The sequence below is a fragment of the Burkholderia sp. MBR-1 genome (assembly GCF_013822785.1).
Classification (GTDB): domain Bacteria; phylum Pseudomonadota; class Gammaproteobacteria; order Burkholderiales; family Burkholderiaceae; genus Burkholderia; species Burkholderia vietnamiensis.
In genome coordinates, this window is record NZ_CP053609.1 from 2347236 (window position 1) to 2371825 (window position 24590).

Sequence of the window (24590 nt, forward strand, 5' to 3'; positions counted from 1 at the left end):
GGGCGCTCAGGCCGCGAGCCGGAAGCGCCCGACCAGCGCCTTCAGCGCCTGCGCCTGCTCGTCGAGCGCATTGGCCGCGGCGGCGGCCTGTTCGACCAGCGCCGCATTCTGCTGCGTGCCGGCGTCCATCTGCGTGACCGCGCGGCCGATCTCGTCGATCCCGGCGCTCTGCTCGTCCGACGCCGCCGAGATCTCGGCGATGATGTCGGTCACGCGCTTCACCGCCTTCACCACGTCATCCATCGTGCGGCCCGCATCGTGGGCGAGCGCCGCGCCGTTCGCGACCCGCTCGACCGACGCGCCGATCAGCTCGCGAATCTCCTTCGCCGCGGTCGCCGAGCGCTGCGCGAGCAGCCGCACCTCGCCCGCGACCACCGAGAAGCCGCGCCCCTGTTCGCCCGCGCGCGCCGCCTCGACCGCCGCGTTCAACGCGAGAATGTTGGTCTGGAACGCAATCCCCTCGATCGTGCCGATGATCTCGCGGATGTTCTTCGCGCTGTCGTCGATCTCGCTCATCGTCGCGACCACCCGGCCGACCACGTCCCCGCCCGCCTCCGCCACCGCCGACGCGTTGGCGGCGAGCGCGCTCGCCTGGCGCGCATTCTCGGCGTTCTGACGTACGGTGGAGGTCAGCTCCTCCATGCTCGCCGCGGTGCGTTCGAGCGCGACCGCCTGCTGCTCGGTGCGGCGCGACAGGTCGAGGTTGCCGGTCGAGATCTCGCCGGACGCGGCCGCGATCGCCTCGGCGCTGACGGCGATCTCGCCGACGGTCGCCGCCAGCCCGGTCTGCATGTCGGACAGCGCGCGCACCATGCTGTCGCGGTCGTTGCGGGCCACCGGAATCGGCCGCGTCAGGTCGCCGCGCGCGATGTCGGCGGCGATCGCCTTCGCGTGCGCGGGCTCGCCGCCGAGTTGCGCCGCGAGCCGCCGCACCACGCGCTCGGCGATCACGATCGCCAGCACGATCAGGCCGCCCGTCATCGCGGCGATCATCGCGAACGACGACGAGAAGATCGTTGCGGACGCATCGAGCGTCGCCTTCGACTTCGCGCCGCGCGTCTTCACGAGCATCGCGACGAGCTTCTCGAGCTTGCCGGTCTCGACCAGCAGCGACACGTCCTGCGTGCCGACCTGCCAGTTCATCTGCGACAGGTCGAGCGGCTGCGCCTGCACGAGCGTGACGAAGTCGCGCAGATGGCCGCTCCAGGTGCCGACGGCCGCCGAAAACGCGTGCAGTCGCGCGGAATCGTCGGCATCGGCCGGATCGGCGTAGCGCTGCAGCGTCGCGAGCGCCTGGCCGATCGACGCGAGCCCCGCGCCGACTTCGGCGCCCAGGTCGTCGCGCTCCTTCGCGGTGGTCGCGGTGAGCAGCATCTTCTGCGCACGGCTCGCGCGCAGCACCTCCGCGCGCACTTCCTCGGCCGCCCGGCTCGCGACGTGCCCCTGTTCGTAGACCGACGCGATCGACGCGTTCAGCCGGCTGATCTGCCACAGCGAAAACACGCCGATCGCGAGCGTGCCGGCCAGCAGAATCGCGAATGCCGCGCGCAACGTCGCCTTGACGGTCCAAGGGCGGCTCGGCCGCGCCGCGGTGCCCGCTCGGCGCGCGGCGGATGCGTGGGAGGCGGTGGCGGCCGCACCCGGCCCTGGATGCAATGATGCTGCTTTCATCGATATATCCCCGTATTGGTCACGCCGCCGGAAAGGTCGGTTCCGACGGCCGGCATTGGCTGCCCAATGCCGCGTGTGCTGCACCGGGCCGGTTCGTGGCCGGCGCCGGGCTGGTTGCGCGTGCGATGTCGCTGCGTCGTACTACGGCCCGCAACGCGCGGCCTTGAGTCCGGACAAACACTCATCCGGCCCGGCGCGTCCGCAGCAACGGCCGGACGCGTCCGAGCGTTATAACCGGCCAAAAACGGGCACGATCGCCGAATCGTCACATCAATGTCCGAAATGCGACAAAACTTGGCCTGACATTGTCGATGCGCCACATTACACTCCTTTGACGCAACAACGATTCGAACGCGCCGGTCGTCATCAGAGCGCGTCCCGCCACCTCAACTCGCTCAGCTCACATGGAAACCAGCCTCGATACGGGCGCCGGCGCCGCCGCCGTGCCCCAGCCGTCCGCTCCGCCAGCACCGGGCACCGTCTATTCGGTGCTCGGCGCGATCAGCTTCTCGCACATGCTCAACGACATGATCCAGTCGTTGATCCTCGCGATCTATCCGATGCTCAAGAGCCAGTTCGCGCTGTCGTTCGCGCAGATCGGCCTCATCACGCTGACGTACCAGATCACCGCGTCGCTGCTGCAGCCGCTCGTCGGCCTCTACACCGACAAACGGCCGAAACCGTATTCGCTGCCGGTGGGGATGGGCTTCACGCTGGCCGGGCTGCTGCTGATGTCGGCCGCGAACAGCTTCCCGATGCTGCTGGTCGCGGCGGCACTGGTGGGCTGCGGCTCGTCGGTGTTCCATCCGGAATCGTCGCGCGTGGCGCGGATGGCGTCGGGCGGCCGGCACGGGCTCGCGCAGTCGCTGTTCCAGGTCGGCGGCAACGCCGGCTCCGCGCTCGGGCCGCTGCTCGCCGCGCTGGTGATCATTCCGCACGGCCAGCACAGCATCGCGTGGTTCTCGGCGGCCGCGCTCGTCGCGATGCTGGTGCTCACGCAGATCGGCCACTGGTACAAGAAGCACCCGTCGATGAAGAAGAAAGCGGCGGCCGCCGGCCATCCGACGCTCTCGCGCGGGCGCGTGCTGGCCGCGATCGGCGTGCTGGTGCTGCTGGTGTTCTCGAAGTACTTCTACCTCGCGAGCATCAACAGCTATTTCACGTTCTATCTGATCGACAAGTTCCACCTGTCGGTCCAGGCCGCGCAGATCCACCTGTTCGTGTTCCTCGCGGCGGTCGCGGCCGGCACGCTGATCGGCGGCCCGGTGGGCGACCGGATCGGCCGCAAGTACGTGATCTGGGTGTCGATCCTCGGCGTCGCGCCGTTCACGCTGCTGCTGCCGTACGCGAACCTGTTCTGGACCAGCGTGCTGAGCGTGATCATCGGCGTCGTGCTGGCGTCGGCGTTCGCCGCGATTCTGGTCTATGCGACCGAACTGATGCCCGGCAAGGTCGGCATGGTCGCCGGGCTGTTCTTCGGCTTCGCGTTCGGACTGGGCGGCGTGGGCGCCGCCGTACTCGGCCAGCTCGCCGATGCGACCAGCATCACGTTCGTCTACCGCGTCTGCTCGTTCCTGCCGTTGATCGGCGTGCTGACCGTGTTTCTGCCGAACCTCGAAAGCGCGCGTCGCAAGCGCGCGTGACGACGCAGCCGCGGCATGCGTGCCGCGGCCGGCCGGTCGCTTCGAAGGGGAACGATGACGGCGGCTTCAGGCCGCCGTCGTCGCGTGCAGCGTCAGGAAACGCTTGAGGATGCCGGACGAATAGCTGCTCGCGATCGCCGACAGGAAGTGCGAGAACGACTGCGTCGCGTGATCGTCGGCGGTGTCGGAGATCGTGCGCACGAGGGCGAACGGCACGTCGTGTTCCGCGCACACCTGCGCGATCGCCGCGCCTTCCATCTCGACCGCGAGCGCGTCCGGCAGCGCGTCGCGCAGCGCGACGACTTCCGGCTCGCTCGATACGAAGCGGTCGCCGCTGATGATGAGCCCGCGGTGCAGCGTCGCGCCGGCGAGTCCGAACCGTTCGCCGAAGCGCGCGCCCTCCTCGGCGACGAACAGCGCGCACGCGGCCTTCAGCCGGGCCGTCAGCTCCACGTCGGTGGCGAAGTGCGTGATGCCGAGCAGCGGCACCTCGTAGCGCGGAAACAGCGGCGACGCGTCGAGGTCGTGCTGCAGCAGCGTATCGGCGACGACCACGTCGCCTACGCGCACCGTGCGCGACACGCCGCCCGCGACGCCGGTGAACACCACGCCGGACACGCCGAACACGTGGATCAGCGCGCTGACCGTCGCCGCGGCCGCGACCTTGCCGACCCGCGCGAGCGTGACGACGCAGGCTGCGCCATGCACGGTGCCGACGTGATAATCGCGGCGGCCGAGCGTGACCGTCTTCATTTCGCCGTCGGCGCGCATCGCGGCGATCAGATCGCCGAGTTCCTCGGGCAGCGCGGCCAGGATGCCGAGCGGGCGCGCCGCGAGTGTATCCACCATGTCGATCCCCATCATTCCACCGCCTGCAGTTTCGCGACCGCGAGCGCGAGCCACTTCTCGCCGTGCCGCTTGAACTTCACCTGCGCCTTTGCATCGGCGCCGCTGCCTTCGAGCGCGGTGACCACACCCTCGCCGAATTTCGTATGAAACACCTGCTGGCCGATGCGGAACCCGGTGTCGGCCGCGCGCTGCTTGTCGGCGAACGCCGGCAGCGGCGCGGACACGGCCGCATCGACGATCTGCTCGCGATGGCCGCCGCCCGGCCGCGCGAACCAGTCGCGCCCCCAGCCGGCGTTGTCGGCGCGGCCGCCCCAGCGCGAACCGGCTTCCACTTTCGGCGTGAGCCACTTCAGCACGTGCTCGGGCAGCTCGTCGAAGAAGCGCGAGCGCACGTTGTAGCGCGTCTGGCCGTGCAGCATGCGGCTCTGCGCGAACGACAGATAGAGCCGCTCCTTCGCGCGCGTGATCGCGACGTACATCAGCCGGCGCTCCTCCTCGAGCCCGTCGGACTCGAGCACGCTGTTTTCGTGCGGGAACAACCCTTCCTCGAGCCCGGTGATGAACACGGCCGAGAATTCGAGCCCCTTGGACGCATGCACGGTCATCAGTTGCACGGCGTCCTGGCCGGCCTGCGCCTGGTTGTCGCCGGCCTCCAGCGACGCGTGCGACAGGAAGCCCGCCAGCGGCGTCATCGTGTCGGGGTTCTGCGCGGGGTCGTCGAGCGGCGCCGGATCGAGTACGTCGACCGACGGATCGTCGGCTTCCGCGCGCAGCGCCGGCGCCGCGATCGCGCCGGCGCGCAGCGGAATCGCGCGCGCCGGTGCATCGAGCCCGTAGCCTTCCTCGCTGACGAACGCGGTGGCCGCGTTCACGAGTTCCTGCAAGTTTTCGAGGCGGTCCTGGCCTTCGCGCTCGCCCTGGTAGAAATCGGCGAGGCCGCTCGCGCGCACCACGTACTCGACCGTCTCCGGCAGGCTCATCTGCTCGGTCTCGGCGCGCATCTTCGCGATCAGCGTCGCGAACGCGCCGAGGCTCGTGCCGGCCTTGCCCGTCACGTACGGGATCGCGGCGGCCATCGAGCAGTCGTACAGGCGCGCGGCGTCCGCGAGCTGCTCGATCGAGCGCGCGCCGATCCCGCGCGTCGGGAAGTTGACGACGCGCACGAACGCGGTGTCGTCGTTCGGGTTGTCGATCAGGCGCAGATACGCGAGCGCGTGCTTCACTTCCTGACGCTCGAAGAAGCGCAGGCCGCCGTACACGCGATACGGGATGCCCGACGTCATCAGCGTGTGCTCGATCGCGCGCGACTGCGCGTTGCTCCGGTACAGCACCGCGATCTCGCTGCGCGACATCCCGGTATTGATCAGCGAGCGGATCTCCTCGACGATCCAGCCGGCTTCCTGCGCATCGGTGCTCGCCTCGTACACGCGCACGGGCTCGCCGTGGCCGGCGTCGGTGCGCAGGTTCTTGCCGAGGCGGTGCGCGTTGTTCGAGATCAGCTGGTTGGCCGCGTCGAGGATGTTGCCGTGCGACCGGTAGTTCTGCTCGAGCTTGATCAGGTTGCGCACGCGGAATTCGTCTTCGAAGTCGCGCATGTTGCCGACGTTCGCGCCGCGGAACGCGTAGATCGACTGATCGTCGTCGCCGACCGCGAAGATCGCGTTCCCAGCGCCCGCGAGCATCTTGAGCCACGCGTACTGCAGCTTGTTGGTGTCCTGGAACTCGTCGACGAGAATGTGCCGGAAGCGCGCCTGGTAATGCGCGCGCAGCGGCGCGTTGTACGCGAGCAGCTCGTAGCAGCGCAGCAGCAGCTCGGGGAAGTCGACGACGCCCTCGCGCTGGCATTGCTGATCGTATGCCTGGTACAGCTCGACGAACTTGCGGTTGAAGTTGTCGGTGGCGTCGACCTTGTCGGGACGCAGCCCCTGCTCCTTCGCGTTGTTGATGAAGTACTGGACGTTCTTCGGCGGGTATTTCTCGTCGTCGACGTTCGCGGCCTTCATCAGCCGCTTGATCGCGGACAGCTGGTCGGCCGTGTCGAGGATCTGGAACGTCTGCGGCAGGCCCGCGTCGCGCCAGTGGGTGCGCAGCATCCGGTTGCACAGCCCGTGGAACGTGCCGATCCACATCCCGCGCGTGTCGATCGGCATCATCGCGGACAGCCGCGCCATCATTTCGCGCGCGGCTTTGTTGGTGAACGTGACGGCCAGCACGGTGGCCGGCGACGCGTAGCCCTGCTGGATCAGCCACGCGATCCGCGTGATCAGCACGCGGGTCTTGCCGCTGCCCGCCCCCGCGAGGATCAGCGCCGGTTCGTTCGGCAGCGTGACGGCGGCGTATTGTTCAGGGTTCAGATTGGCGAGCAGATCGGGCATGGAGCGGCAGCGGACGGGCGAGAAAAATGCGGACCCGCCATTATAAGTCGGCCGGGCGATGGCGTTTTCGATCGGCTCGGCACGAGGGCTCGCCACGAGCCGCGCGCGGCGCCGGGCGAGCATGCGCGCGTCCCGCGCGGGCGCTGCGATGGCTGGCCGATGTGCATCCATTTATAATTGTCGGATTCAGCATCCAATTCACGCATTTTTCGGCAAATTTCCAACCATGAGCGACAACACGCTGGCGAAGAGTTTCGAGCCCCATACCATCGAGTCCCAATGGGGGCCGGAGTGGGAAAAACGCGGCTATGCCGCGCCGGCATTCGATCCGGCCCGCCCCGATTTCGCGATCCAGCTGCCGCCGCCGAACGTCACCGGCACGCTGCACATGGGCCACGCGTTCAACCAGACGATCATGGACGGCCTCGCGCGCTATCACCGCATGCTCGGCGAGAACACGCTGTGGGTGCCGGGCACCGACCACGCGGGGATCGCGACCCAGATCGTCGTCGAGCGTCAGCTCGATGCGCAGGGCGTGTCGCGCCATGACCTCGGTCGCGAGAAGTTCGTCGAGCGCGTGTGGGAATGGAAGGAGAAATCCGGCTCGACGATCACGGGCCAGGTGCGCCGCCTCGGCGCGTCGACCGACTGGTCGCGCGAATATTTCACGATGGACGACAAGATGTCGGCCGCGGTGCGCGACGTGTTCGTCACGCTCTACGAACAAGGGCTGATCTACCGCGGCAAGCGCCTGGTGAACTGGGATCCGGTGCTGCTCACCGCGGTATCGGACCTCGAAGTCGCGAGCGAGGAAGAAAACGGCCATCTGTGGCACATCCGCTACCCGCTCGTCGACGGCTCCGGCACGCTGACCGTCGCGACCACGCGCCCCGAAACGATGCTCGGCGACGTCGCCGTGATGGTCCATCCGGAAGACGAGCGCTATGCGCACCTGATCGGCAAGCTCGTCACGCTGCCGCTGACCGGCCGCGAAATCCCGGTGATCGCCGACGACTACGTCGACCGCGAATTCGGCACGGGCGTCGTGAAGGTCACGCCCGCGCACGACTTCAACGACTACCAGGTCGGCCTGCGCCACAACCTCGCGCCGATCGAGATCCTCACGCTCGACGCGAAGATCAACGACAACGCCCCCGAGCAGTATCGCGGCCTCGACCGTTTCGACGCGCGCAAGGCGATCGTCGCCGATCTCGACGCACAGGGCTTCCTCGAGTCGGTGAAGCCGCACAAGCTGATGGTGCCGCGCGGCGACCGCACGGGCGTCGTGATCGAGCCGATGCTGACCGATCAGTGGTTCGTCGCGATGACGAAGCCGGCGCCGGAAGGCACGTTCAATCCGGGCAAGTCGATCACCGAAACGTCGCTCGACGTCGTGCGCAGCGGCCAGATCAAGTTCGTGCCGGAAAACTGGACGACCACCTACTACCAGTGGCTGGAAAACATCCAGGACTGGTGCATCTCGCGCCAGCTGTGGTGGGGCCATCAGATTCCCGCGTGGTACGGCGAGAACGGCGAGGTGTTCGTCGCCCGCAACGAGGACGACGCGCGCGCGCAGGCCGCCGCGCGCGGCTACACCGGCGCGCTCAAGCGCGACGAGGACGTGCTCGACACGTGGTTCTCGTCGGCGCTCGTGCCGTTCTCGTCGCTCGGCTGGCCGAACCAGACGCCGGAGCTGCAGCACTTCCTGCCGTCGTCGGTGCTGGTCACCGGCTTCGACATCATCTTCTTCTGGGTCGCCCGGATGGTGATGATGACGACGCACTTCACCGGCAAGGTGCCGTTCCATACGGTGTACGTGCACGGCCTCGTGCGCGACGCCGAAGGCCAGAAGATGTCGAAGAGCAAGGGCAACACGCTCGACCCGATCGACATCGTCGACGGCATCGACCTCGAAACGCTGGTCGCGAAGCGCACGACGGGCCTGATGAACCCGAAGCAGGCCGCCACCATCGAGAAGAAGACGCGCAAGGAATTCCCGGACGGCATTCCCGCGTTCGGCACCGACGCGCTGCGCTTCACGATGGCGTCGATGGCGACGCTCGGCCGCAACGTGAACTTCGACCTCGCGCGCTGCGAAGGCTATCGCAACTTCTGCAACAAGCTGTGGAACGCGACGCGCTTCGTGCTGATGAACTGCGAAGGCCACGACTGCGGCGCCGACAAGCCCGAAGTGTGCGGCGCGGGCGACTGCGGCCCCGGCGGCTACCTCGACTTCTCGGCGGCCGACCGCTGGATCGTGTCGCTGCTGCAGCGTACCGAGGCCGACATCGCGAAGGGCTTCGCCGATTACCGCTTCGACAACATCGCGACCAGCATCTACAAGTTCGTGTGGGACGAGTACTGCGACTGGTATCTCGAGCTCGCGAAGGTGCAGATCCAGAACGGCACGCCGGAACAGCAGCGCGCGACGCGCCGCACGCTGCTGCGCGTGCTCGAGACGGTGCTGCGCCTCGCCCACCCGATCATCCCGTTCATCACCGAAGCGCTGTGGCAGAAGGTCGCGCCGCTCGCGGGCCGTTATCCGCAAGGCAAGGCCGACGGCGAGGCATCGCTGATGACGCAGGCGTATCCGCTCGCGAACCTGCAGAAGATCGACGAGGCGTCCGAACAATGGGCGGCCGACATGAAGGCGATCGTCGACGCGTGCCGCAACTTGCGCGGCGAGATGAACCTGTCGCCGGCGACCAAGGTGCCGCTGCTCGCGGCCGGCGACGCCGAGCGCCTGCGCTCGTTCGCGCCGTACGTGCAGGCGCTCGCGCGTCTGTCGGAAGTGCAGATCCTCGCCGACGAGGCGACGCTCGACCAGGCCGCGCACGGCGCGCCGATCGCGATCGTCGGCCCCAACAAGCTGGTGCTGAAGGTGGAAATCGACGTCGCGGCAGAACGCGAGCGCCTGTCGAAGGAAATCGCGCGTCTCAGCGGCGAAATCACGAAGTGCAACGCGAAGCTCGGCAACGAGGCGTTCGTCGCGAAGGCGCCGCCGGCCGTCGTCGAACAGGAACAGCGACGCGTCGCGGAGTTCCAGAGCACGCTGGACAAGCTGCGTGCGCAGCTGGATCGGTTGCCTGCGTAACAAAGGGTAAGGTCGTTTGCGTTCACTATAATCGGAACGTGAACATAGACTCTGACAAGTCGATTACAGGAATAAAGGTTCGATCATGTTGAAAGTCACCAAGGCGGTATTCCCCGTTGCCGGTCTCGGCACGCGGTTCCTGCCCGCAACGAAGGCGAGCCCGAAGGAAATGCTGCCCGTCGTCGACAAGCCGCTGATCCAGTACGCCGTGGAGGAAGCGATCGCCGCGGGCATCACCGAGATGATCTTCGTGACGGGGCGCAGCAAGCGCGCGATCGAGGACCACTTCGACAAGTCGTACGAGGTCGAGGCCGAACTCGAGGCGCGCGGCAAGGAAAAGCTGCTGGAGCTCGTGCGCAGCATCAAGCCGAGCCACGTCGACTGCTTCTACGTGCGTCAGCCGGAAGCGCTCGGCCTCGGCCACGCGGTGCTCTGCGCGGAAAAGCTGGTCGCCGACAATCCGTTCGCGGTGATCCTCGCCGACGACCTGCTCGACGGCAACCCGCCGGTGATGAAGCAGATGGTCGACGTGTTCGACCACTATCACAGCTCGGTGATCGGCGTCGAAGAGATCCCGCCGTCGGAGACGAAATCGTATGGGATCGTCGACGGCAAGGAGTGGGAAGAGTCGATCGTCAAGATGTCGGCGATCGTCGAGAAGCCGGCGCCGGAAGACGCGCCGTCGAACCTCGGCGTGGTCGGCCGCTACATCCTGAAGCCGCGGATCTTCCAGCATCTGCGGGCGCTGAAGCCGGGCGCGGGCGGCGAGCTGCAGCTCACCGACGCGATCCAGGCGCTGCTCGCCGACGAGCAGGTGCTGGCCTACAAGTATCAGGGCACGCGCTACGACTGCGGCAGCAAGCTCGGCTACCTGAAGGCGACCGTCGAATTCGCACTGCGCCACCCGGAAGTCGGCGCGGAGTTCGAAGCGTACCTGCGCACGCGCGGCACCGCGCAACCGGCCGCCTGAACGCGGCAACGGGCCGCGCGCGGCCCGCAGTTCCCGAGCCGCCCGCGCGTCAGCGCGCGGCGGCCGGCTTCACCGAGACGACGCCCGGCATTGCGCCCGCGTCGTCTTTTTTCGTCTTCACGAGCCAGCCGCCGCCCTGCCCGAACGGCAGCTTCGCCAGCGCGCTCGTCACGAGCGCAGGCGCGGCGTGCTGCGAACCGGCATCGCGATCGCGCAGCGACGCCGACACGCGGTACACGTCCGCGCCCGATCGCGCGTCGACGAACAGCAGCGTCAGCACGTGGCGATACACCGCGCCCGCGAACGGGATCGCGAGCGGCGCCGGCCCGTCGACGCTCACGCACGCACGGCTGCTCGCGGCGCCGCACCGCTCGGACGTCGCCGCGACCGACGCCGGCTGCGTCGCATAGGCGATCGACAGCCGGTAGCGGGCGTCCTGCCCGGACTGTGCGTCGAAGCCGCGCTGCGCGAGCGCATCGCGCACGAGCGTCTCGATCTGTCGGTACTCCGGATCGTCGGCCTGTGCGCCGGCGCGGATCACCTCGTAGCCGCGCGCCCCGGACGCGAACGCATCCGCTTGCCCCACGGCGCTCACGCCGGTCGTGATCCCGGCGCAACCGGTCAACAGCGCTACCGCCAGCGCGGCCGCTGCCCATTCCTTTCTCATGACTATCCCCAAATGCCAGCCGTCGCGCCCGGCCCTGTCAGGCCGACGGCTCGTCGATCGCGGGCAGCGACACCGTGACCGCGGTGCCGACGCCCACTTCGCTGTCGACCGTCACGCTGCCGCCGTGGCGCGTGACGACCGTCTTCACGAACGCCATGCCGAGCCCGGAGCCCGAGATCTCGGGCCGCTCGCCGGCATGGAATCGTTTGAAACGCTCGAACAGATGCCGCTGATCTTCCGGCGAGATGCCGTAGCCCTGATCGCGAATCGTACAGAACATCCGCTTCGATGCGTGCTCGACCGTCAGCGTACACGTGATCGCCGTGTCGGTCGGACTGTATTTGACCGCGTTGTTGAGCAGGTTGACGAACGCGCGCGTAAGCAGCGACCGGTCCGCGCGCATCCAGTACATGCCGGTGCCGACGTCGGTATCGATGCGGATGCGCTTGGCCTGCGCCTGCGGCCAGACTTCGTCGCACGCGTCGATCAGCACGTCGGCGAGGCTCGTCGGCTCGAGCTGGTAGGCCTGCGACTCGGCGCGCGCGAGCTGCACGAACTCGTCGGCGAGCGACAACGCGCGCTGCGCATAGCGCTCGACCCGCGCGAGCAAGGTGCGCATCGACTCGGATTCGACGCGGTCGCGCTCGATCTCGACCAGCGCGAGGATCGACGACTGCGGCGAGCGCATGTCGTGCGACAGCAGGTGCAGCGCCTCCTCGCGCTGACGCTCGGCCGCATGCAGCTCGGTCACGTCGACGAGACCGGCGATCCAGCCGGTCACACGGCCCTGCGCGTTCGTACACGGCGCGTAGCGCAGCAGATGGTCGAGCCCGGCTCGGTCGCGCACCTCGATGCCGCGCGCCATCAGGTCGTCCTCGGCGCCGAGCGTCGGGTCGAGCGCGGCCGGCCAGCGGGCGCGGATCGCGGCGTCGTGCTCGGCGTTGCCGTCGACCGTCTTCATGAAGGTCAGCTCGCCGAGCGCGGCGCGCAGCGTCAGCCCTTCCGGCATCGGCAGCGACAGGCGCGCCGCGTAGCGCTTCGCCGCGTGGTTCGCGATCAGCACGGTGCCGGCCAGATCGGTGACGAAGATCGGCTCCGGCATGCTGTCCAGGCTGTCCCACACGAAGCGCTTCATGTCCTGCACGCGCTGCGCGGCCTGCGCCATCAGCGCCATCTGCCGTTCGAGCACGTCGCCGCCGACGCTGCGCTTGCGCGGCGCCTCGGGCAGCAGATGCGGCTCGTCGGCGAGCCGCTGCAGTTCGCGGCGCAGATACGACATCGTCATCTCGAGCCGCCGCCAGTTCCAGATCGGGTACACGGCGATCAGGCCGAAGATCGCGGGCGCGGGCGACAGCCACACGCGCGCCTCGAACAGCAGTGCGACGCTCGCGACGACCGCCAGCGCGGCGAGGCTCAGCGTGAGCAGCAGCGCACGCCACGGCGACAGCATCAGGAAGCCGCCCAGCAGCACGGCGAGCGGCAGCAGCGACGCGGCGAACAGCCCCGCGCGCGACGCCGGCAGGATCGCGCTGCCGGTCGCCAGCATGTCGAGCACGTTCGCGTGGATGTACACGCCCGCGAGCGGGCCGAAATCGCCGGACACCGGCGTCGCGAAGCGGTCGTACAGGCCCGACGCGGTCACGCCGACGACGACGATCTTGCCGCGCAGCGCGTCGGCTTTCACGCGGCCGTCGAGCACGTCGGCGAACGACAGCGTCGGATACGCGGGCGTGCTGCGGCTGAACGGAATCAGGTAACGGCCTTCGTCCGCCGCGTCGCGCGCGAGGTCGTGCACGTTCGCGCCGCGTGCGCCGCCGAGCGGCGGCAGGCGGCCGGCCCGGATCGCGCCGTACACCGGCACCATCAATTGCGGCCAACGCACGCGTCCATCGCTTTCGAACAGCGCGACGCTGCGCACGATGCCGTCGGGATCGACTTCGAGATTGATATGGCCGAGGCCCATCGCGTGCGCCGCGAGTTCCGTGACCGGCGGTTCGACGGTGCGCGTGCCGTCCGCGCGCTCGGGGCTCAGCAACACGGGCAGGAAGGTCGGCACGCGGGTCATCGCATCGGAGAACGCGCGATCGTCGGGCGACGGCTCGGTAAACAGCACGTCGTAGACGACCGCGGCCGGCCGCGCGCGCGCCAGCGTGTCGAGCAGCCGCGCGTGCACGCTGCGCGGCCACGGCCAGCGGCCGAGCGCCGACACGCTCGCATTGTCGATGTCGACCACGACGACGTCGGGCGACAGCGGCAGGCTGCGCAACATCAGCAGCCGGTCGTAGATCAGCCCGTCGACATCCGACGACAGCCGGCCGAGCGCGCACCCGAGGACCACCGCGATGCCGAGACAGCCGATCGCGATCCATTCGATCAGGAAGCGGCGGCCGAGATGCCGCAGCGGAGAAACGGAGCCGTGCTTCATGCGCTGCGGATCAGCGCGACAAGGTGAACGCGCTGACCGGACTGGTCTTCTGATAGAACTTGCCGCCGTCGAACGCCTCGACCGTCACCGCCCAGTAGTAGTCGCCGGGCGGCAGGTGCTCGACGTTGATTCGACGCGCCTGCAGGCCCATCTCGTCGACCACGGGTGCGCTCAGATCCTTCGAGCGCGACAGCACGAAGCGATAGCGCGCGTCGTCGCCCGAGCCGTCGGCCGCCCAGCGGAACTCATACCCGCTCGGGCCGGGCGACGCGCTCGCGTCGAGCCCCATCCGGCGCCGCTCGAACGCGTAGATGTGCGGCGTGCCTTCGAGGCCGTTGTCGTCGATCGCGGCGACGCGCACGAAGTACGTGCCGTTCGGCACCTCACGGAACACCGCGCGCGTCGAGACGGTGCGCGTTTCGCTGAACAGGTCGAGCATCCCCGCGTCGCGCCCGAGCTGCAGGTGATACGCGTTCGCATGCTCGAGCGGGACGACGTCGAACGCGATGTCCGGCTCGTCCTGCACCTTGTCCGGATGGGCGAGCGCCGGCGCCGGCAGCAGCGGGATCGGCGCGCCGACCGTGCCTGACGACGTCGCGACGCTGCCGAAGTCGGCATGCACGAGCGTGGCGTCGGCCAGTTGCTGCTTGCCCGCGACGCCGACCGTGCCGTCGAGCACTTCGACGCGCGTGGCCGCATTGCCGTCGGCGTCGTAGTTCACGCGAAAGCGCGTCCCGCGCACGCCGGCCACCACCGACGGCGAACGGATCTGGAAGCGGTCGTCGCGTTTCTTCAGATGCGTGACCTCGCTGTCCACCTCGCCGCGCGTGAGTTCGAACACGCGATCGAGCATGCCCGTCAGCACGGTGCGACGCAGCGTCTTCAACTCGAGCTGGCTGTCGGGCGGCAGGCTCATGTGCGTGCCGTCCGCGAGTTCGAGCGTCACGAAGCCGTTGGCGCCGGTGCGCACGCGCTCGCCCTCGGCGAGTGTCGTGTTGTTCGCCAGCGGCGCATACGCGCCGCCGGACCAGCGCTGCGCGCTGCCCTGCACCGCCACGATGCGCGCGGTCAGCTTTTCCTTGCGCAGCCGCACGACCGGCAGCTTCAACGCGGTGCCCGGCTGCAGATGCTTCGGTGCCGGCACGTGGTTGATCCGTTGCAGCAGTTGCCAGTCGTCCGGCCCTTGCAGGTAACGCGTGGCGACGTCGTAGAGCGTGTCGCCGGCTTGCGTGCGGTAGACGACCGTCTTGCCCGTCGCGGCGCTCGGCTGCGCGGCAGCCTGGTGCGCGGCGACGGCGAACGCGAGCGCACCGGCGACGCGCAATGCGGTCATGCGCCCGCTCGCGGGGCGCTGCGGGATGCGTGCGATCACTCCGGTTCTCCGTGACCGACGCGTTCGAGCCGGTAGCCGTAGCCGTAAATCGGCGCGAGCCGGTAGCCGTTTTCCGGCCGCAGGCCGAGCTTCGTGCGCAGCATCGAGATGTGGGTGTCCATCGTACGCGACGGAATGTCGGTCGCCTGCTTCCAGACGAGATCGAGAATGTGCGCGCGCGACAGCGGCCGGTCGAGGTGCTGGAACAGCAGCAGCGCCAGCTCGAACTCCTTCTGCGTGAGGCTCACGGGCTTGTCGCCCGCGTAGGCCTGCTTCAGGTTCACGTCGAAGCGGAACTGGTCGAATTCGCGTATGGCCGCCTCGGCATTGACCGGATACGCGCGGCGCAGCAGCGAGCCGATGCGCGCGCGCAGGATCGGGCCCGACACGGGCTTGACCACGTAATCGTCGGCGCCCGCGTTGAGAATTTGCGTGATGCCGGCTTCGTCGTCGCGGCTCGTCATGAAGATGATCGGCAGCGTGTGCTCGGTCTGATTCTCGCGCACCCACTTGAGCACTTCCTCACCCGACATGTCCGGCACGTTCCAGTCGAGCACGAGCAGATCGAACGTCTCTCGCTGCAGACGCTTCTTCAGAGCCTTGCCTTCCTTGAACGCGTAGCACGTGTGGCCGGCGGCCGTCAGCGTTTGACTGACAAAATCCGTCTGGGCCGGATCGTCATCCAGTACAGCAATTCTCATAACACCCCGCAAATCCAAATCGGTTCGTCCAGCCCGGCTCTGCACGTTCAGCCCGCCGCGTAGCACACGCGACTTCGGACTCCGGCCGGCGAACCGCCGTTGACCGCCCGCGCAACGCGCGAGACGCGTCGCCTTGCCCGCCATCTCGAAAATGGGGCGCGGACCAATCGGCGATTTCGTCATAGTAGTACGAAATCTGCCGGGAAATTGCGCGGCCCACGGCCCATTATTCGAATAATCGTTCTGCGCGCCCGCTCGCGCAATCAGTCGGTGAACCGGCTAATCGGCGCCCGCCATGTGGGCGGCCGGCGCGGCTGGCGCGCCCGGCGCCGGCTCCTGCAGCATCCGTTGCAGCTGCGCGCGCACGCGCTCCCAAGCCGTCGATGCATAGTCGGGCTGCCCCGCTGCCCACGCGTGCGCGAGCTCGAACACGCGTTCGATCGTCGCGCCGCAATACGTTGCGCCCGTGTGATCGCCGCGTGCGGCGTCGCGTAGTTGTTGGTCGAGCGATTCGGCAAGCCATGGCATCTCGGCTGCGGCCGAATCGGCATACGCCTCCAGCGCGGCACGCGCGTGGCGATCCCGGCGCGGGTCGAGCTCGATCCGGCTCGACTCCGGCGCGCTGCGTTCCGAACCGGATGGACTGCGAATGGCCCCTGGTCTGAAGGACATGTCCTTTCCCCGTTGGTACGACGGTCGCGTCGGGCATGGCCCCCGTGCCTGCCTCGTATGACGTACCGCGGCCGGTGCATCGGTCCGAGACGGACGACCGGCCGCGCCAGTATACGCAGACGGCCGCGGGACGAGGTTTAAGAATTGTCAGAGACGGCGAGATGCGGGCGCATCGCCCGCCCCGGATGCCGTGAGAGGCGCGTGATGTGCGGCCGTCAACGGCGGCGCATCAGGAACACGAAAGTCTTGTCCTGCGTCGTCACTTCGACGATCTCGTTGCCGGTCTGCTTCGCAAACGCGGCGAAATCGCGCTGCGAGCCCGGGTCGGTGGCGAGCACCTTGAGGATCTGCCCGCTTTCCATATCGGCGAGCGCTTTCTTCGCGCGCAGGATCGGCAACGGGCAGTTGAGCCCGCGCGCGTCCACTTCCTTGTGAATCTGCATCGGCTGTCGACCTTCGAATGACGCGCCACACGGGCGCGGGAGGAAGCGGCGATTTTACCGCAGCGCGCGCGTGGGCGCCTGCGGGGGGCGGCAATGGGCGCTCGCGCGGTGTGGGGGTGATGGGGGTTTGGCGGGTGGCTGTCGAGGGTCTTGTCGGTCGGTGGTCGATTGGCCGTCGAATGCACGTCGGTTGGCCGTTGGCTGGTGGTTGGCTGGTGGTCGGCTGGTGGTCGGCTGGTGGTCGGCTGGTCGTCGGCTGGTCGTCGGCTGGTCGTCGGTTGGTCGTCGGTTGGTCGTCGGTTGGTCGTCGGTTGGTCGTCGGTTGGTCGTCGGTTGGTCGTCGGCTGGTCGTCGGCTGGTCGTCGGTTGGTCGTCGGTTGGTCGTCGGTATGCCGCCGAATGCTCACCGGCTGCCCGGCGACGGCCCGACCCGATCGCCCCTCAAGCGCCGCCGAATCCGCCCGCGAGCCGCTCGCGCAGGTGCCGCACCAGCGCGCGCACCGCGCTCGGCACGACCGCGCTGTACGGCCGGATCGCGAAGATGTGGTCGCCGAACGCGCCCGACGGCCGCCAGCCGTCGAGCAGCGCGACGAGCCGGCCGGCGTCGAGGTCGCGCTGCGCGCTGAAATCCGGCAGCAGCGCGATGCCGAGGCCGCCGAGCGCCGCCTCGCGCATCGCCTCGCTGTTGTTCGCCGCGAAACTGCCGCGCACCGGCACGCTCACGCGCTGCCGACGCCGGCCGTGCGGCTCGAAGCTCCACGCGGCCGGCTCGTTGTCGCGCAGGTAGCACAGGCAGCTGTGATCGACCAGTTCGGACGGATGGCGCGGCGCGCCGCGCGCATCGAGGTAGTCGCGGCTCGCGACCAGCAGCGAGCGCGTGTCGCACAGCTTCCACGCCACGTGCGTCTGCGGCGCGGTCGTGGTGTGGCGGATCGCGAGGTCGAAGCCCTCCTGCGTCAGCGAATGCAGCCGGTCGGACAGGTCGAGCTCGATCTGCACGCCCGGATGTTGCCGCAGAAAATCGGGCAGGTGCGGCACGACCTGCTGACGCCCAAGCGCGACCGGCGCGGTCACGCGCAGCAGGCCGCGCGGCTCGCCCGCCAAGTCCTTCACGCGCGCGAAGTGCTGGCCGATCGATTCGAACGCGTCGCGCGTGCTGTCGACCAGCGTCTGCCCGGCGTCGGTGAGCCGCACGCTGCGCGTCGTGCGCCGCACAAGCGGCACGCCGGCCGCCTTCTCGAGATCGGCGATGCGCTGGCTCATCGCGGCCTTGCTGATGCCGAGCCGCTGCGCGGCGGCCGTGAAACTGCCGGCCGCGGCCAGCACCGTCAACGAATGGATATGCGGCCAGAGCGTCTGAACATTTTGCTGATTCATCCGCCGATTATTCAGAATTCTGAACAGTGAATCAAGTTTCGCGGCCTTCTCCCGCCCCGCCGCTTTGCCTAGACTAGCCGTCGTACCCCCATCCCCCAGGAGACACGATGAACCCGGTTCCCGCCTACACGTCCGACGCCGACGTCGGCCACTACCTCGACGGCGCGCCCGTCGCCGGCCGCAGCGGCCGCTTCCAGGACGTCCTCAACCCGGCGCTCGGCCGCGCGGTGCGCCGCGTCGCGCTCGCCGACGGCGACGAAGTGCAGCGCGCCGTCGCTTCGGCCCACGCCGCGTTCCCGGAGTGGGCCGCGACGCCGCCGATCCGCCGCGCGCGCGTGCTGCATCGCTTCCTGCAGCTGATGAACGAGCACCGCGACACGCTCGCGGCAACCATCACGGCCGAGCACGGCAAGGTGTTCTCCGATGCGCAGGGCGAAGTCGCGCGCGGCATCGACATCATCGAATTCGCCTGCGGCGTGCCGCAGTTGCTCAAGGGCGACTTCACCGACCAGGTCAGCACCGGCATCGACAACTGGACGATGCGCCAGCCGCTCGGCGTGGTCGCCGGCATCACGCCGTTCAACTTCCCGTGCATGGTGCCGTGCTGGATGTTCCCGGTCGCGCTCGCGACGGGCAACACGTTCGTGCTGAAGCCGAGCGAACGCGATCCGTCGGCCGCGCTGTTCATGGCCGATCTGCTCACCCAGGCCGGCCTGCCCGCTGGCGTGTTCAACGTTGTGCAGGGCGACAAGGGCGCGGTCGACGCGCTGCTCGATCATCCGGACGTGCAGGCCGTCAGCTTCGTCGGCTCGACGCCGATCGCGGCCTACGTGCAGCAGCGCGCGGTGCAGTCGGGCAAGCGCGTGCAGGCGCTCGGCGGCGCGAAGAACCATCTCGTCGTGATGCCCGATGCGAACCTCGAGCAGGCCGTCGACGCGCTGATCGGCGCCGCCTACGGCTCGGCCGGCGAACGCTGCATGGCGATCAGCATCGCGGTGCTGGTCGGCGACGTGGCCGACCGGATCGTGCCGGCCGTCGCGGAGCGGGCGCGCAAGCTCGTGATCGGCGACGGCATGTCGCCCGAAGTCGAGATGGGCCCGATCGTCACCGGCGAAGCGCTCAAGCGCATCGAAGGCTACATCGAGCAAGGCGTCAGCGAAGGCGCGCAACTGGTGGTCGACGGCCGCGGGCTGCGCGTGCCGGGCCGCGAGCAAGGCTTCTTCACCGGCGGCACGCTGTTTGATCACGTGACGCCCGACATGCGCATCTACAAGGAAGAGATCTTCGGGCCGGTGCTCGGCTGCGTGCGCGTGAAGGACTTCGGCGCGGCGGTCGACCTGATCAACGCGCACGAATTCGGCAACGGCGTCGCATGCTTCACGAGCGACGGCGGCATCGCGCGCGAATTCGCGCGGCGCATCCAGGTCGGCATGGTCGGCATCAACGTGCCGATTCCAGTGCCGATGGCGTGGCACGGCTTCGGCGGCTGGAAGAAGAGCCTGTTCGGCGACATGCATGCTTATGGCGAAGAAGGCGTGCGCTTCTATACGCGCCAGAAGTCGGTGATGCAGCGCTGGGCGTCGAGCATCGGCAAGGGCGCCGAATTCGCGATGCCGACCGCGAAGTAAGCCGGCCGGTGCGCCCTGCGCCGCTGCGTCCGGCGGACGGCGCGCGGCGCACCGGCAGTCGGACTCAACCGGCCTTCGTGCCGTGCGCGCCGTCGGCGGTCGGCCGGTACGACAGCTCGAGCCGGTACGCGAGCGCGACGAACAGGCTCTGGGCGAGGCCCATCGTCGCGGTCAGCGCGCGAAAGCCGAACGTCGCGCTGTCCTGCACCATCAGCGTGACCTCGGCGTCGCGCGCGAGCGGGCTCATCCGGCTGTCGGTGATCGCGATCACGCGCGCGCCGCGCTGGACGGCCTCCTGGGCGACTTGCACCGTCTCCTCCGCATACGGCATGAACGAGATCACGATCATCACGTCGCCTTCGCGCACCGAGCGGATCTGGCCGAGATGCATGCTGCCGAGCGCGCTGAACAGCCCGATGCGCTTGTCGGTGTGCTGCAGCGCGTAGTCGAGATAGACGGCGATCGGAAACGCGCGGCGCGAGCCGGCGATCCAGATCGCCTGCGTGTCGGCGAGCAGCTCGACGGCCTGCGCGAGCGCCTGCGGATCGAGCGTCTGCCGCAGCTGCTGCATCCCGGCAATGCTGCCCTTGATGAACTCGTCGGCGATCTGCTCGGGCTGCAGGCTCGACGAGCCCGATTCGATCACGTCGCGCACGCGCAGGTTGTACGCGCGGCCCGGCGCGATCTGCTGCGCGAGCCCCTCGCGAAACAGCCGCTGCATCTCGGAGAAGCCGGAGAAGCCGAAGTGCTTCGCGAAGCGCACGACGGCCGACGGCTGCACGCCGCACGCCTGCGCAAGCGACTGGATGCCTTCGAGCCCAAGCTGGTCCCGATGCGTTTCCACATGACGCGCGATCGCCTTCAGGCGATTGCTGAGGCCGTCGTATTCCTGCGTCAGATGCTGCATGAACTGCTCGACGGTGGCGGGAGGTTTCTCGGATGAAGTCATCGGATGGCGCGAAGTTGACGGCCCCGATGCGCGCGGCTTGCGCACGCGGCCCGGGGCTTCACTGAATACCTGCATGAAGGGCGAATTTAATCACGTTTGCGGCACGGGCCGCGCCGCACGCCCGCTCCCACGCGCTCGATCGTCTGCTGCCTGCGACCGGCGGCGTCGTTCGAAACGATTGTCCAACGCCAGCGCCAGCGCGTAAAGATCGGGGCGTTTACCGACCTGCCGCCTGCACGGACAGCACAAGCCCCCGCTCAACGATAGTCGACCCACACGCCGCCCGCGTCGGCGGAGCGCACGCAGTTCTCGACCCACCGCACGCCTTCGACGCCCGCATGGACGTCCGGAAAACGAATCTGCCGCAACGTCTGCGCATCGCCGCGATCGGTCGCGTCCATCGCGAGCGCGAAACGCGCATACAGGTTCGACCACGCGTCGAACAGCCCTTCCGGGTGCCCGGCGCCGATGCGGTCTTCGCGTAACGCGTGCGGATGCAGATAGCCCATTGCACGATCGAGCAGCTGCGCTGGCTGCCCCTGGACTTCATGGCGCAACTGGTTCGGATGCTCGTCCCACCATTCGACGCTCGCCTTCGAGCCGATCACGCGCACCTTCTGCCCGTGCATCGAGCCCGCGTTCACCGCGCTCGACCACACGTAGCCGATCGCGCCGGTGTCGTACTCCATGAGTGTGAACGCGTTGTCCTCGAGCGGCGCGCGGCTCTTCACGAAGCTCTGCCGCGAACACATCAGCCGGCGAATCTTCAGCTCAGGCGCCATCACTTCGGACAGGTACAGCGGATGCGTGCCGATGTCGCCGAGCACGTAGCTCGGCCCGGCGAACTTCGGGTCGACGCGCCAGCGCGCGGCCGCGCTCGCCGCTTCGACGCCGTCGCTGTGAAAGCCGTGCGCGAACTGCATCTGCACGATGCGGATCTCGCCGAGATCGCCGCGCGCAATCATCTCGCGCGCCTGCTCGATCATCTGGTAGCCGGCATAGCCGTACGCGACGCCGACGATCCGGTTGCGCTCGACCGACAGCCGCTGCAGCGCCTGCGCCTCGTCGGTCGTGAAGCACAGCGGCTTCTCGCAGACCACGTGCAGCCCCGCGTTCAGTGCGGCCCGGCAGATCTCGAAGTGCGTGTTGTTCGGCGTCGCGATCGACACCGCGCGGATGCCGTCGGCGCGCTGCGCTTCCGCGTCGAACATCGTCCGGTAGTCCGGATAGCAGCGCTCTGCGTCGACGCCGAGCTTCACGCCGAACTGCCGGCCGCGCGCCGCGTCGAGATCGAATGCGCCCGCAACCAGTTGAAAGCTGCCGTCGCGCAGCGCCGCCGACCGATGGCTATAGCCGATCTGGCTGCCGAGCCCGCCGCCGACCATGCCCCAGCGAATCGAATGGCCGAGCACAAGCTGTCCGTCGATCATGATTGTCGTGTTCCTGTTCGTGTTCTTGTGCTGAAGCGCGGTGAGCCGGGCGCGACACTGCGGGCGCGAGTCGCTCGCGTCAACGTCTGCATCGACATCGACGCAGCGGCAGCACGCCGCTCACTCCGTCACGCCCGCGCCGCCCCACCGCTCAGCCGCGATAAAACGCCGGCCGCTCGGCCATCGCGATCGGCTCGACCGCCGCGCTGCGTTGCGCGCGCACGCACGCATCGGCCGCGACCGCGGCCGCGTAGCCGTCCCACGCGGACGGCCCCGTGAGCGCGCCTGCGCGCACGCCGTCGATGAACGCCTGCAGCTCGACGTCGTATGACGCGATGAAGCGCTCCTTCCAGTCGGTCATGATCTCGACCGACTGCCGCGCCGCATGCTTGAGCCCGACGGCCGGCGGATCGGGCAGCTTCGCGATGCCGTTTTCGCCGACCACCTCGCACTGGATGTCGTAGCCGTACTGGCAGTTCACGAAGATCTCGACGTCGATGCGCACGCCGCTCACGGTTTCGAGCAGCACGATCTGCGGATCGGCGAGATGCGCGCTCGCATGACGCGTCTTCTTCGGGTAGACGACCTGCGCGCTCGCGTAGTCCTCGCCGAGCAGCCAGCGCAGCACGTCGAGTTCGTGGATCAGCGTGTCGGTGATCGCCATGTCGGTGGTATAGCGCTCGCCGACCGACTGGTTGCGATGCGCGCAATGCAGCATCAGCGGCGCGCCGATCTCGCCGCTGTCGATCACGCGCTTGAGCGCGCGATAGCCTTCGTCGTAAGGCCGCATGAAGCCGACCTGCACGAGCCGCTTGCCGTGCGCGACTTCGGCTTCGACGATGCGCATGCAGCCGTCGGCCGTCACCGCGAGCGGCTTCTCGCAGAACACCGGCTTGCCGTGCGCGATCGCGTCGAGCACGAACGCCTCGTGCGTCGGCCCCCACGACGTGACGAGCAGCGCCTGCACGTCCGCGGCCGCGACGACGTCGTGACCGTCGCCGTAGATCTCCGCGTCGAGCCCGTACTTCGTCACGGCGTCGCGCGCCTGTTGCGGGTCGATGTCGTTGACGGCCACCACGCGCGCGCCGGACAGCGTGCGCGTGAGCCGGCGGATATGGTCCTGGCCGATCGCGCCGCAGCCGATCACGCCGATTTGCAAGGTCATCCTGTTATCTCCGGTCTATCGTTGTTCAACGGCGCGGCCCGTGCCGCGCCGGTTCGATCGTCGATCTGCGCGCCGCGCCGAAGCCGTTGCGCAGCGCGGCGCACGCATGCGGCCTCGCATGCCGCCGTTCAGCGGCGCGACTTCTTGTTGCGATACTGGTCGGCGATCACGGCCGCGACGATGATCGCCCCCTTCACCATCTCCTGGTAGTACGCGTCGATGCGGATGAACGTGAAGCCCGATGTCATCACGCCGAGGATCAGCACGCCGATCACGGTGCCCGTCACGCGGCCGAGGCCGCCCGACAGCGACGTGCCGCCGATCACGACGGCCGCGATCGCGTCCAGCTCGTACATCACGCCCATGCCCGACTGCCCGGAGATCGCCCGCGCGGCCGTCACCGTACCGGCGATGCCGCTCAGCAGCCCCGCGATCGCATAGACGAACACCAGATGGCGCGTCACGTTGATGCCCGACACGACGGCCGCGTGGCGGTTCGCGCCGATCGCATACGTGTACTTGCCGAAGCGCGTGTAGCGCAGCACGACGTGGAAGATCGCGGCCACCACGACGAAGATGATCACCGGGTTCGCGCCCGCGCCGATCGCCGCGAACTGGTCGGTCAGCATCGACACCGGCATCCCGTTGGTGAACCACTTCGCGAAGCCGCGCGCGGCGACCATCGTGCCGAGCGTCGCGATGAACGGCGGGATGCCGGTCAGCGCGATCAGCGAGCCGTTCAGCAGGCCGACCAGCAGCCCCACGCACACGCCGGCGAGCACCGGCCAGATGATCGGCAGGTCGGTGAGGTGCGGGAACACGGCGCGCGGAAAGTCCGACACCTGCGCGAGGCTCGCCGACACGACGGCCGCCGCGGCGACCACCGAGCCCGACGACAGGTCGATCCCGCTCGTGATGATCACGAGGTTCACGCCGACCGCGATGATGCCGATCACGGCCATCTGCAGCACGATGATCTCGAGCCGCTCGGCGTTGAACAGGAAGCTCTGGCCGACGACGAGCCAGCCGATCACCTCGAAGAACAGGCTGATGCCCACCAGCACCAGGAAGATGCTCAGCTCGGGCGGCCACTTCGCGTGCCGCGTCTTGATCGTCATGGACTGCGCGTCCGCGACCGGATTCAGGTTGCCCATCTGTT

General features: G+C 68.5%; 18 protein-coding genes. 4 read left to right on the plus strand and 14 right to left on the minus strand.

The genetic code is table 11. From position 1 onward, the window contains the following. Positions 1-6: 6 nt before the first annotated feature. A complete protein-coding gene (locus tag MBR110_RS10785) occupies positions 7-1671 on the minus strand; it encodes a methyl-accepting chemotaxis protein (RefSeq protein ID WP_011884503.1) in 1665 nt (554 codons plus the stop codon). Positions 1672-2075: 404 nt separating this feature from the next. Between MBR110_RS10785 and MBR110_RS10790 the strand changes: the two genes are divergently transcribed. Further along, the gene (locus MBR110_RS10790) at positions 2076-3314 is read left to right on the plus strand and encodes an MFS transporter (RefSeq protein ID WP_011884501.1); all 1239 of its coding nucleotides are present in this window, start codon (positions 2076-2078) and stop codon (positions 3312-3314) included. Positions 3315-3380: 66 nt separating this feature from the next. Here the strand turns inward: MBR110_RS10790 and MBR110_RS10795 are convergent, their stop codons facing one another. After that, complete coding sequence (locus MBR110_RS10795) at positions 3381-4178, minus strand: 5'-methylthioadenosine/adenosylhomocysteine nucleosidase (protein WP_059567968.1); 798 nt, start codon at positions 4176-4178, stop codon at positions 3381-3383. After that, a complete protein-coding gene (locus MBR110_RS10800; RefSeq protein WP_011884498.1) occupies positions 4175-6538 on the minus strand; it encodes a UvrD-helicase domain-containing protein in 2364 nt (787 codons plus the stop codon). The genes MBR110_RS10795 and MBR110_RS10800 overlap by 4 nt, the downstream gene beginning before the upstream one ends. A gap of 226 nt (positions 6539-6764) precedes the next feature. Between MBR110_RS10800 and MBR110_RS10805 the strand changes: the two genes are divergently transcribed. Both MBR110_RS10805 and galU read left to right on the plus strand, forming a co-directional pair. Beyond that, on the plus strand, positions 6765-9632 hold the full coding sequence (locus MBR110_RS10805) for a valine--tRNA ligase (protein ID WP_041493813.1): 2868 nt from the start codon (positions 6765-6767) through the stop codon (positions 9630-9632). Positions 9633-9717: 85 nt separating this feature from the next. After that, positions 9718-10602, plus strand: coding sequence for a UTP--glucose-1-phosphate uridylyltransferase GalU (gene galU, locus MBR110_RS10810; RefSeq protein ID WP_011884488.1), 885 nt, complete (start codon positions 9718-9720; stop codon positions 10600-10602). 49 nt (positions 10603-10651) lie between these two features. Here galU and MBR110_RS10815 read toward each other — a convergent pair whose 3' ends face one another. From MBR110_RS10815 to MBR110_RS10845, 7 genes are all read right to left on the minus strand, one after another. Further along, positions 10652-11269 carry a DUF4136 domain-containing protein gene (locus MBR110_RS10815; protein WP_034193313.1) on the minus strand — a complete coding sequence of 206 codons (618 nt, stop codon included), beginning with the start codon at positions 11267-11269 and terminating at the stop codon, positions 10652-10654. A gap of 37 nt (positions 11270-11306) precedes the next feature. Then, on the minus strand, positions 11307-13694 hold the full coding sequence (locus MBR110_RS10820; RefSeq protein WP_014722877.1) for a CHASE2 domain-containing protein: 2388 nt from the start codon (positions 13692-13694) through the stop codon (positions 11307-11309). A 10-nt stretch (positions 13695-13704) separates the two neighbouring features. Further along, the gene (locus MBR110_RS10825; RefSeq protein ID WP_045579220.1) at positions 13705-15027 is read right to left on the minus strand and encodes a FecR family protein; all 1323 of its coding nucleotides are present in this window, start codon (positions 15025-15027) and stop codon (positions 13705-13707) included. 35 nt (positions 15028-15062) lie between these two features. After that, positions 15063-15767 carry a response regulator transcription factor gene (locus MBR110_RS10830; protein WP_011884479.1) on the minus strand — a complete coding sequence of 235 codons (705 nt, stop codon included), beginning with the start codon at positions 15765-15767 and terminating at the stop codon, positions 15063-15065. 279 nt (positions 15768-16046) lie between these two features. After that, on the minus strand, positions 16047-16439 hold the full coding sequence (locus MBR110_RS10835) for a hypothetical protein (protein ID WP_045579221.1): 393 nt from the start codon (positions 16437-16439) through the stop codon (positions 16047-16049). Positions 16440-16654: 215 nt separating this feature from the next. Further along, a complete protein-coding gene (locus MBR110_RS10840; RefSeq protein ID WP_006753156.1) occupies positions 16655-16882 on the minus strand; it encodes a sulfurtransferase TusA family protein in 228 nt (75 codons plus the stop codon). 441 nt (positions 16883-17323) lie between these two features. Beyond that, positions 17324-18259, minus strand: a complete 936-nt coding sequence (locus MBR110_RS10845) for a LysR family transcriptional regulator (protein ID WP_059734090.1) — start codon at positions 18257-18259, stop codon at positions 17324-17326. Between the two features lie 107 nt (positions 18260-18366). On the opposite strand from MBR110_RS10845, the gene MBR110_RS10850 reads away from it, so the two are divergent. Next, complete coding sequence (locus MBR110_RS10850) at positions 18367-19887, plus strand: CoA-acylating methylmalonate-semialdehyde dehydrogenase (protein WP_059734088.1); 1521 nt, start codon at positions 18367-18369, stop codon at positions 19885-19887. A 64-nt stretch (positions 19888-19951) separates the two neighbouring features. Here the strand turns inward: MBR110_RS10850 and MBR110_RS10855 are convergent, their stop codons facing one another. From MBR110_RS10855 to MBR110_RS10870, 4 genes are all read right to left on the minus strand, one after another. Further along, complete coding sequence (locus MBR110_RS10855; protein WP_014722874.1) at positions 19952-20836, minus strand: MurR/RpiR family transcriptional regulator; 885 nt, start codon at positions 20834-20836, stop codon at positions 19952-19954. A 257-nt stretch (positions 20837-21093) separates the two neighbouring features. Continuing rightward, positions 21094-22266: a Gfo/Idh/MocA family protein gene (locus MBR110_RS10860; protein ID WP_059734086.1), complete on the minus strand. Its 1173-nt coding sequence runs from the start codon at positions 22264-22266 to the stop codon at positions 21094-21096. 151 nt (positions 22267-22417) lie between these two features. Continuing rightward, positions 22418-23431, minus strand: a complete 1014-nt coding sequence (locus MBR110_RS10865; RefSeq protein ID WP_011884463.1) for a Gfo/Idh/MocA family protein — start codon at positions 23429-23431, stop codon at positions 22418-22420. Between the two features lie 128 nt (positions 23432-23559). After that, positions 23560-24585 (minus strand): ABC transporter permease, encoded by a 1026-nt coding sequence (locus MBR110_RS10870; RefSeq protein ID WP_014722872.1) that lies wholly within the window; start codon positions 24583-24585, stop codon positions 23560-23562. Between the last annotated feature and the right edge of the window lie 5 nt (positions 24586-24590).

Coding starts and splice junctions, on each gene's coding strand:
- MBR110_RS10785 (WP_011884503.1), bottom strand. CDS start 1,671: ATGAAAGCAGCATCATTGCATCCAGGGCCGGGTGCGGCCGCCACCGCC.
- MBR110_RS10790 (WP_011884501.1), top strand. CDS start 2,076: ATGGAAACCAGCCTCGATACGGGCGCCGGCGCCGCCGCCGTGCCCCAG.
- MBR110_RS10795 (WP_059567968.1), bottom strand. CDS start 4,178: ATGATGGGGATCGACATGGTGGATACACTCGCGGCGCGCCCGCTCGGC.
- MBR110_RS10800 (WP_011884498.1), bottom strand. CDS start 6,538: ATGCCCGATCTGCTCGCCAATCTGAACCCTGAACAATACGCCGCCGTC.
- MBR110_RS10805 (WP_041493813.1), top strand. CDS start 6,765: ATGAGCGACAACACGCTGGCGAAGAGTTTCGAGCCCCATACCATCGAG.
- galU (WP_011884488.1), top strand. CDS start 9,718: ATGTTGAAAGTCACCAAGGCGGTATTCCCCGTTGCCGGTCTCGGCACG.
- MBR110_RS10815 (WP_034193313.1), bottom strand. CDS start 11,269: ATGAGAAAGGAATGGGCAGCGGCCGCGCTGGCGGTAGCGCTGTTGACC.
- MBR110_RS10820 (WP_014722877.1), bottom strand. CDS start 13,694: ATGAAGCACGGCTCCGTTTCTCCGCTGCGGCATCTCGGCCGCCGCTTC.
- MBR110_RS10825 (WP_045579220.1), bottom strand. CDS start 15,027: ATGACCGCATTGCGCGTCGCCGGTGCGCTCGCGTTCGCCGTCGCCGCG.
- MBR110_RS10830 (WP_011884479.1), bottom strand. CDS start 15,767: ATGAGAATTGCTGTACTGGATGACGATCCGGCCCAGACGGATTTTGTC.
- MBR110_RS10835 (WP_045579221.1), bottom strand. CDS start 16,439: ATGTCCTTCAGACCAGGGGCCATTCGCAGTCCATCCGGTTCGGAACGC.
- MBR110_RS10840 (WP_006753156.1), bottom strand. CDS start 16,882: ATGCAGATTCACAAGGAAGTGGACGCGCGCGGGCTCAACTGCCCGTTG.
- MBR110_RS10845 (WP_059734090.1), bottom strand. CDS start 18,259: ATGAATCAGCAAAATGTTCAGACGCTCTGGCCGCATATCCATTCGTTG.
- MBR110_RS10850 (WP_059734088.1), top strand. CDS start 18,367: ATGAACCCGGTTCCCGCCTACACGTCCGACGCCGACGTCGGCCACTAC.
- MBR110_RS10855 (WP_014722874.1), bottom strand. CDS start 20,836: ATGACTTCATCCGAGAAACCTCCCGCCACCGTCGAGCAGTTCATGCAG.
- MBR110_RS10860 (WP_059734086.1), bottom strand. CDS start 22,266: ATGATCGACGGACAGCTTGTGCTCGGCCATTCGATTCGCTGGGGCATG.
- MBR110_RS10865 (WP_011884463.1), bottom strand. CDS start 23,431: ATGACCTTGCAAATCGGCGTGATCGGCTGCGGCGCGATCGGCCAGGAC.
- MBR110_RS10870 (WP_014722872.1), bottom strand. CDS start 24,585: ATGGGCAACCTGAATCCGGTCGCGGACGCGCAGTCCATGACGATCAAG.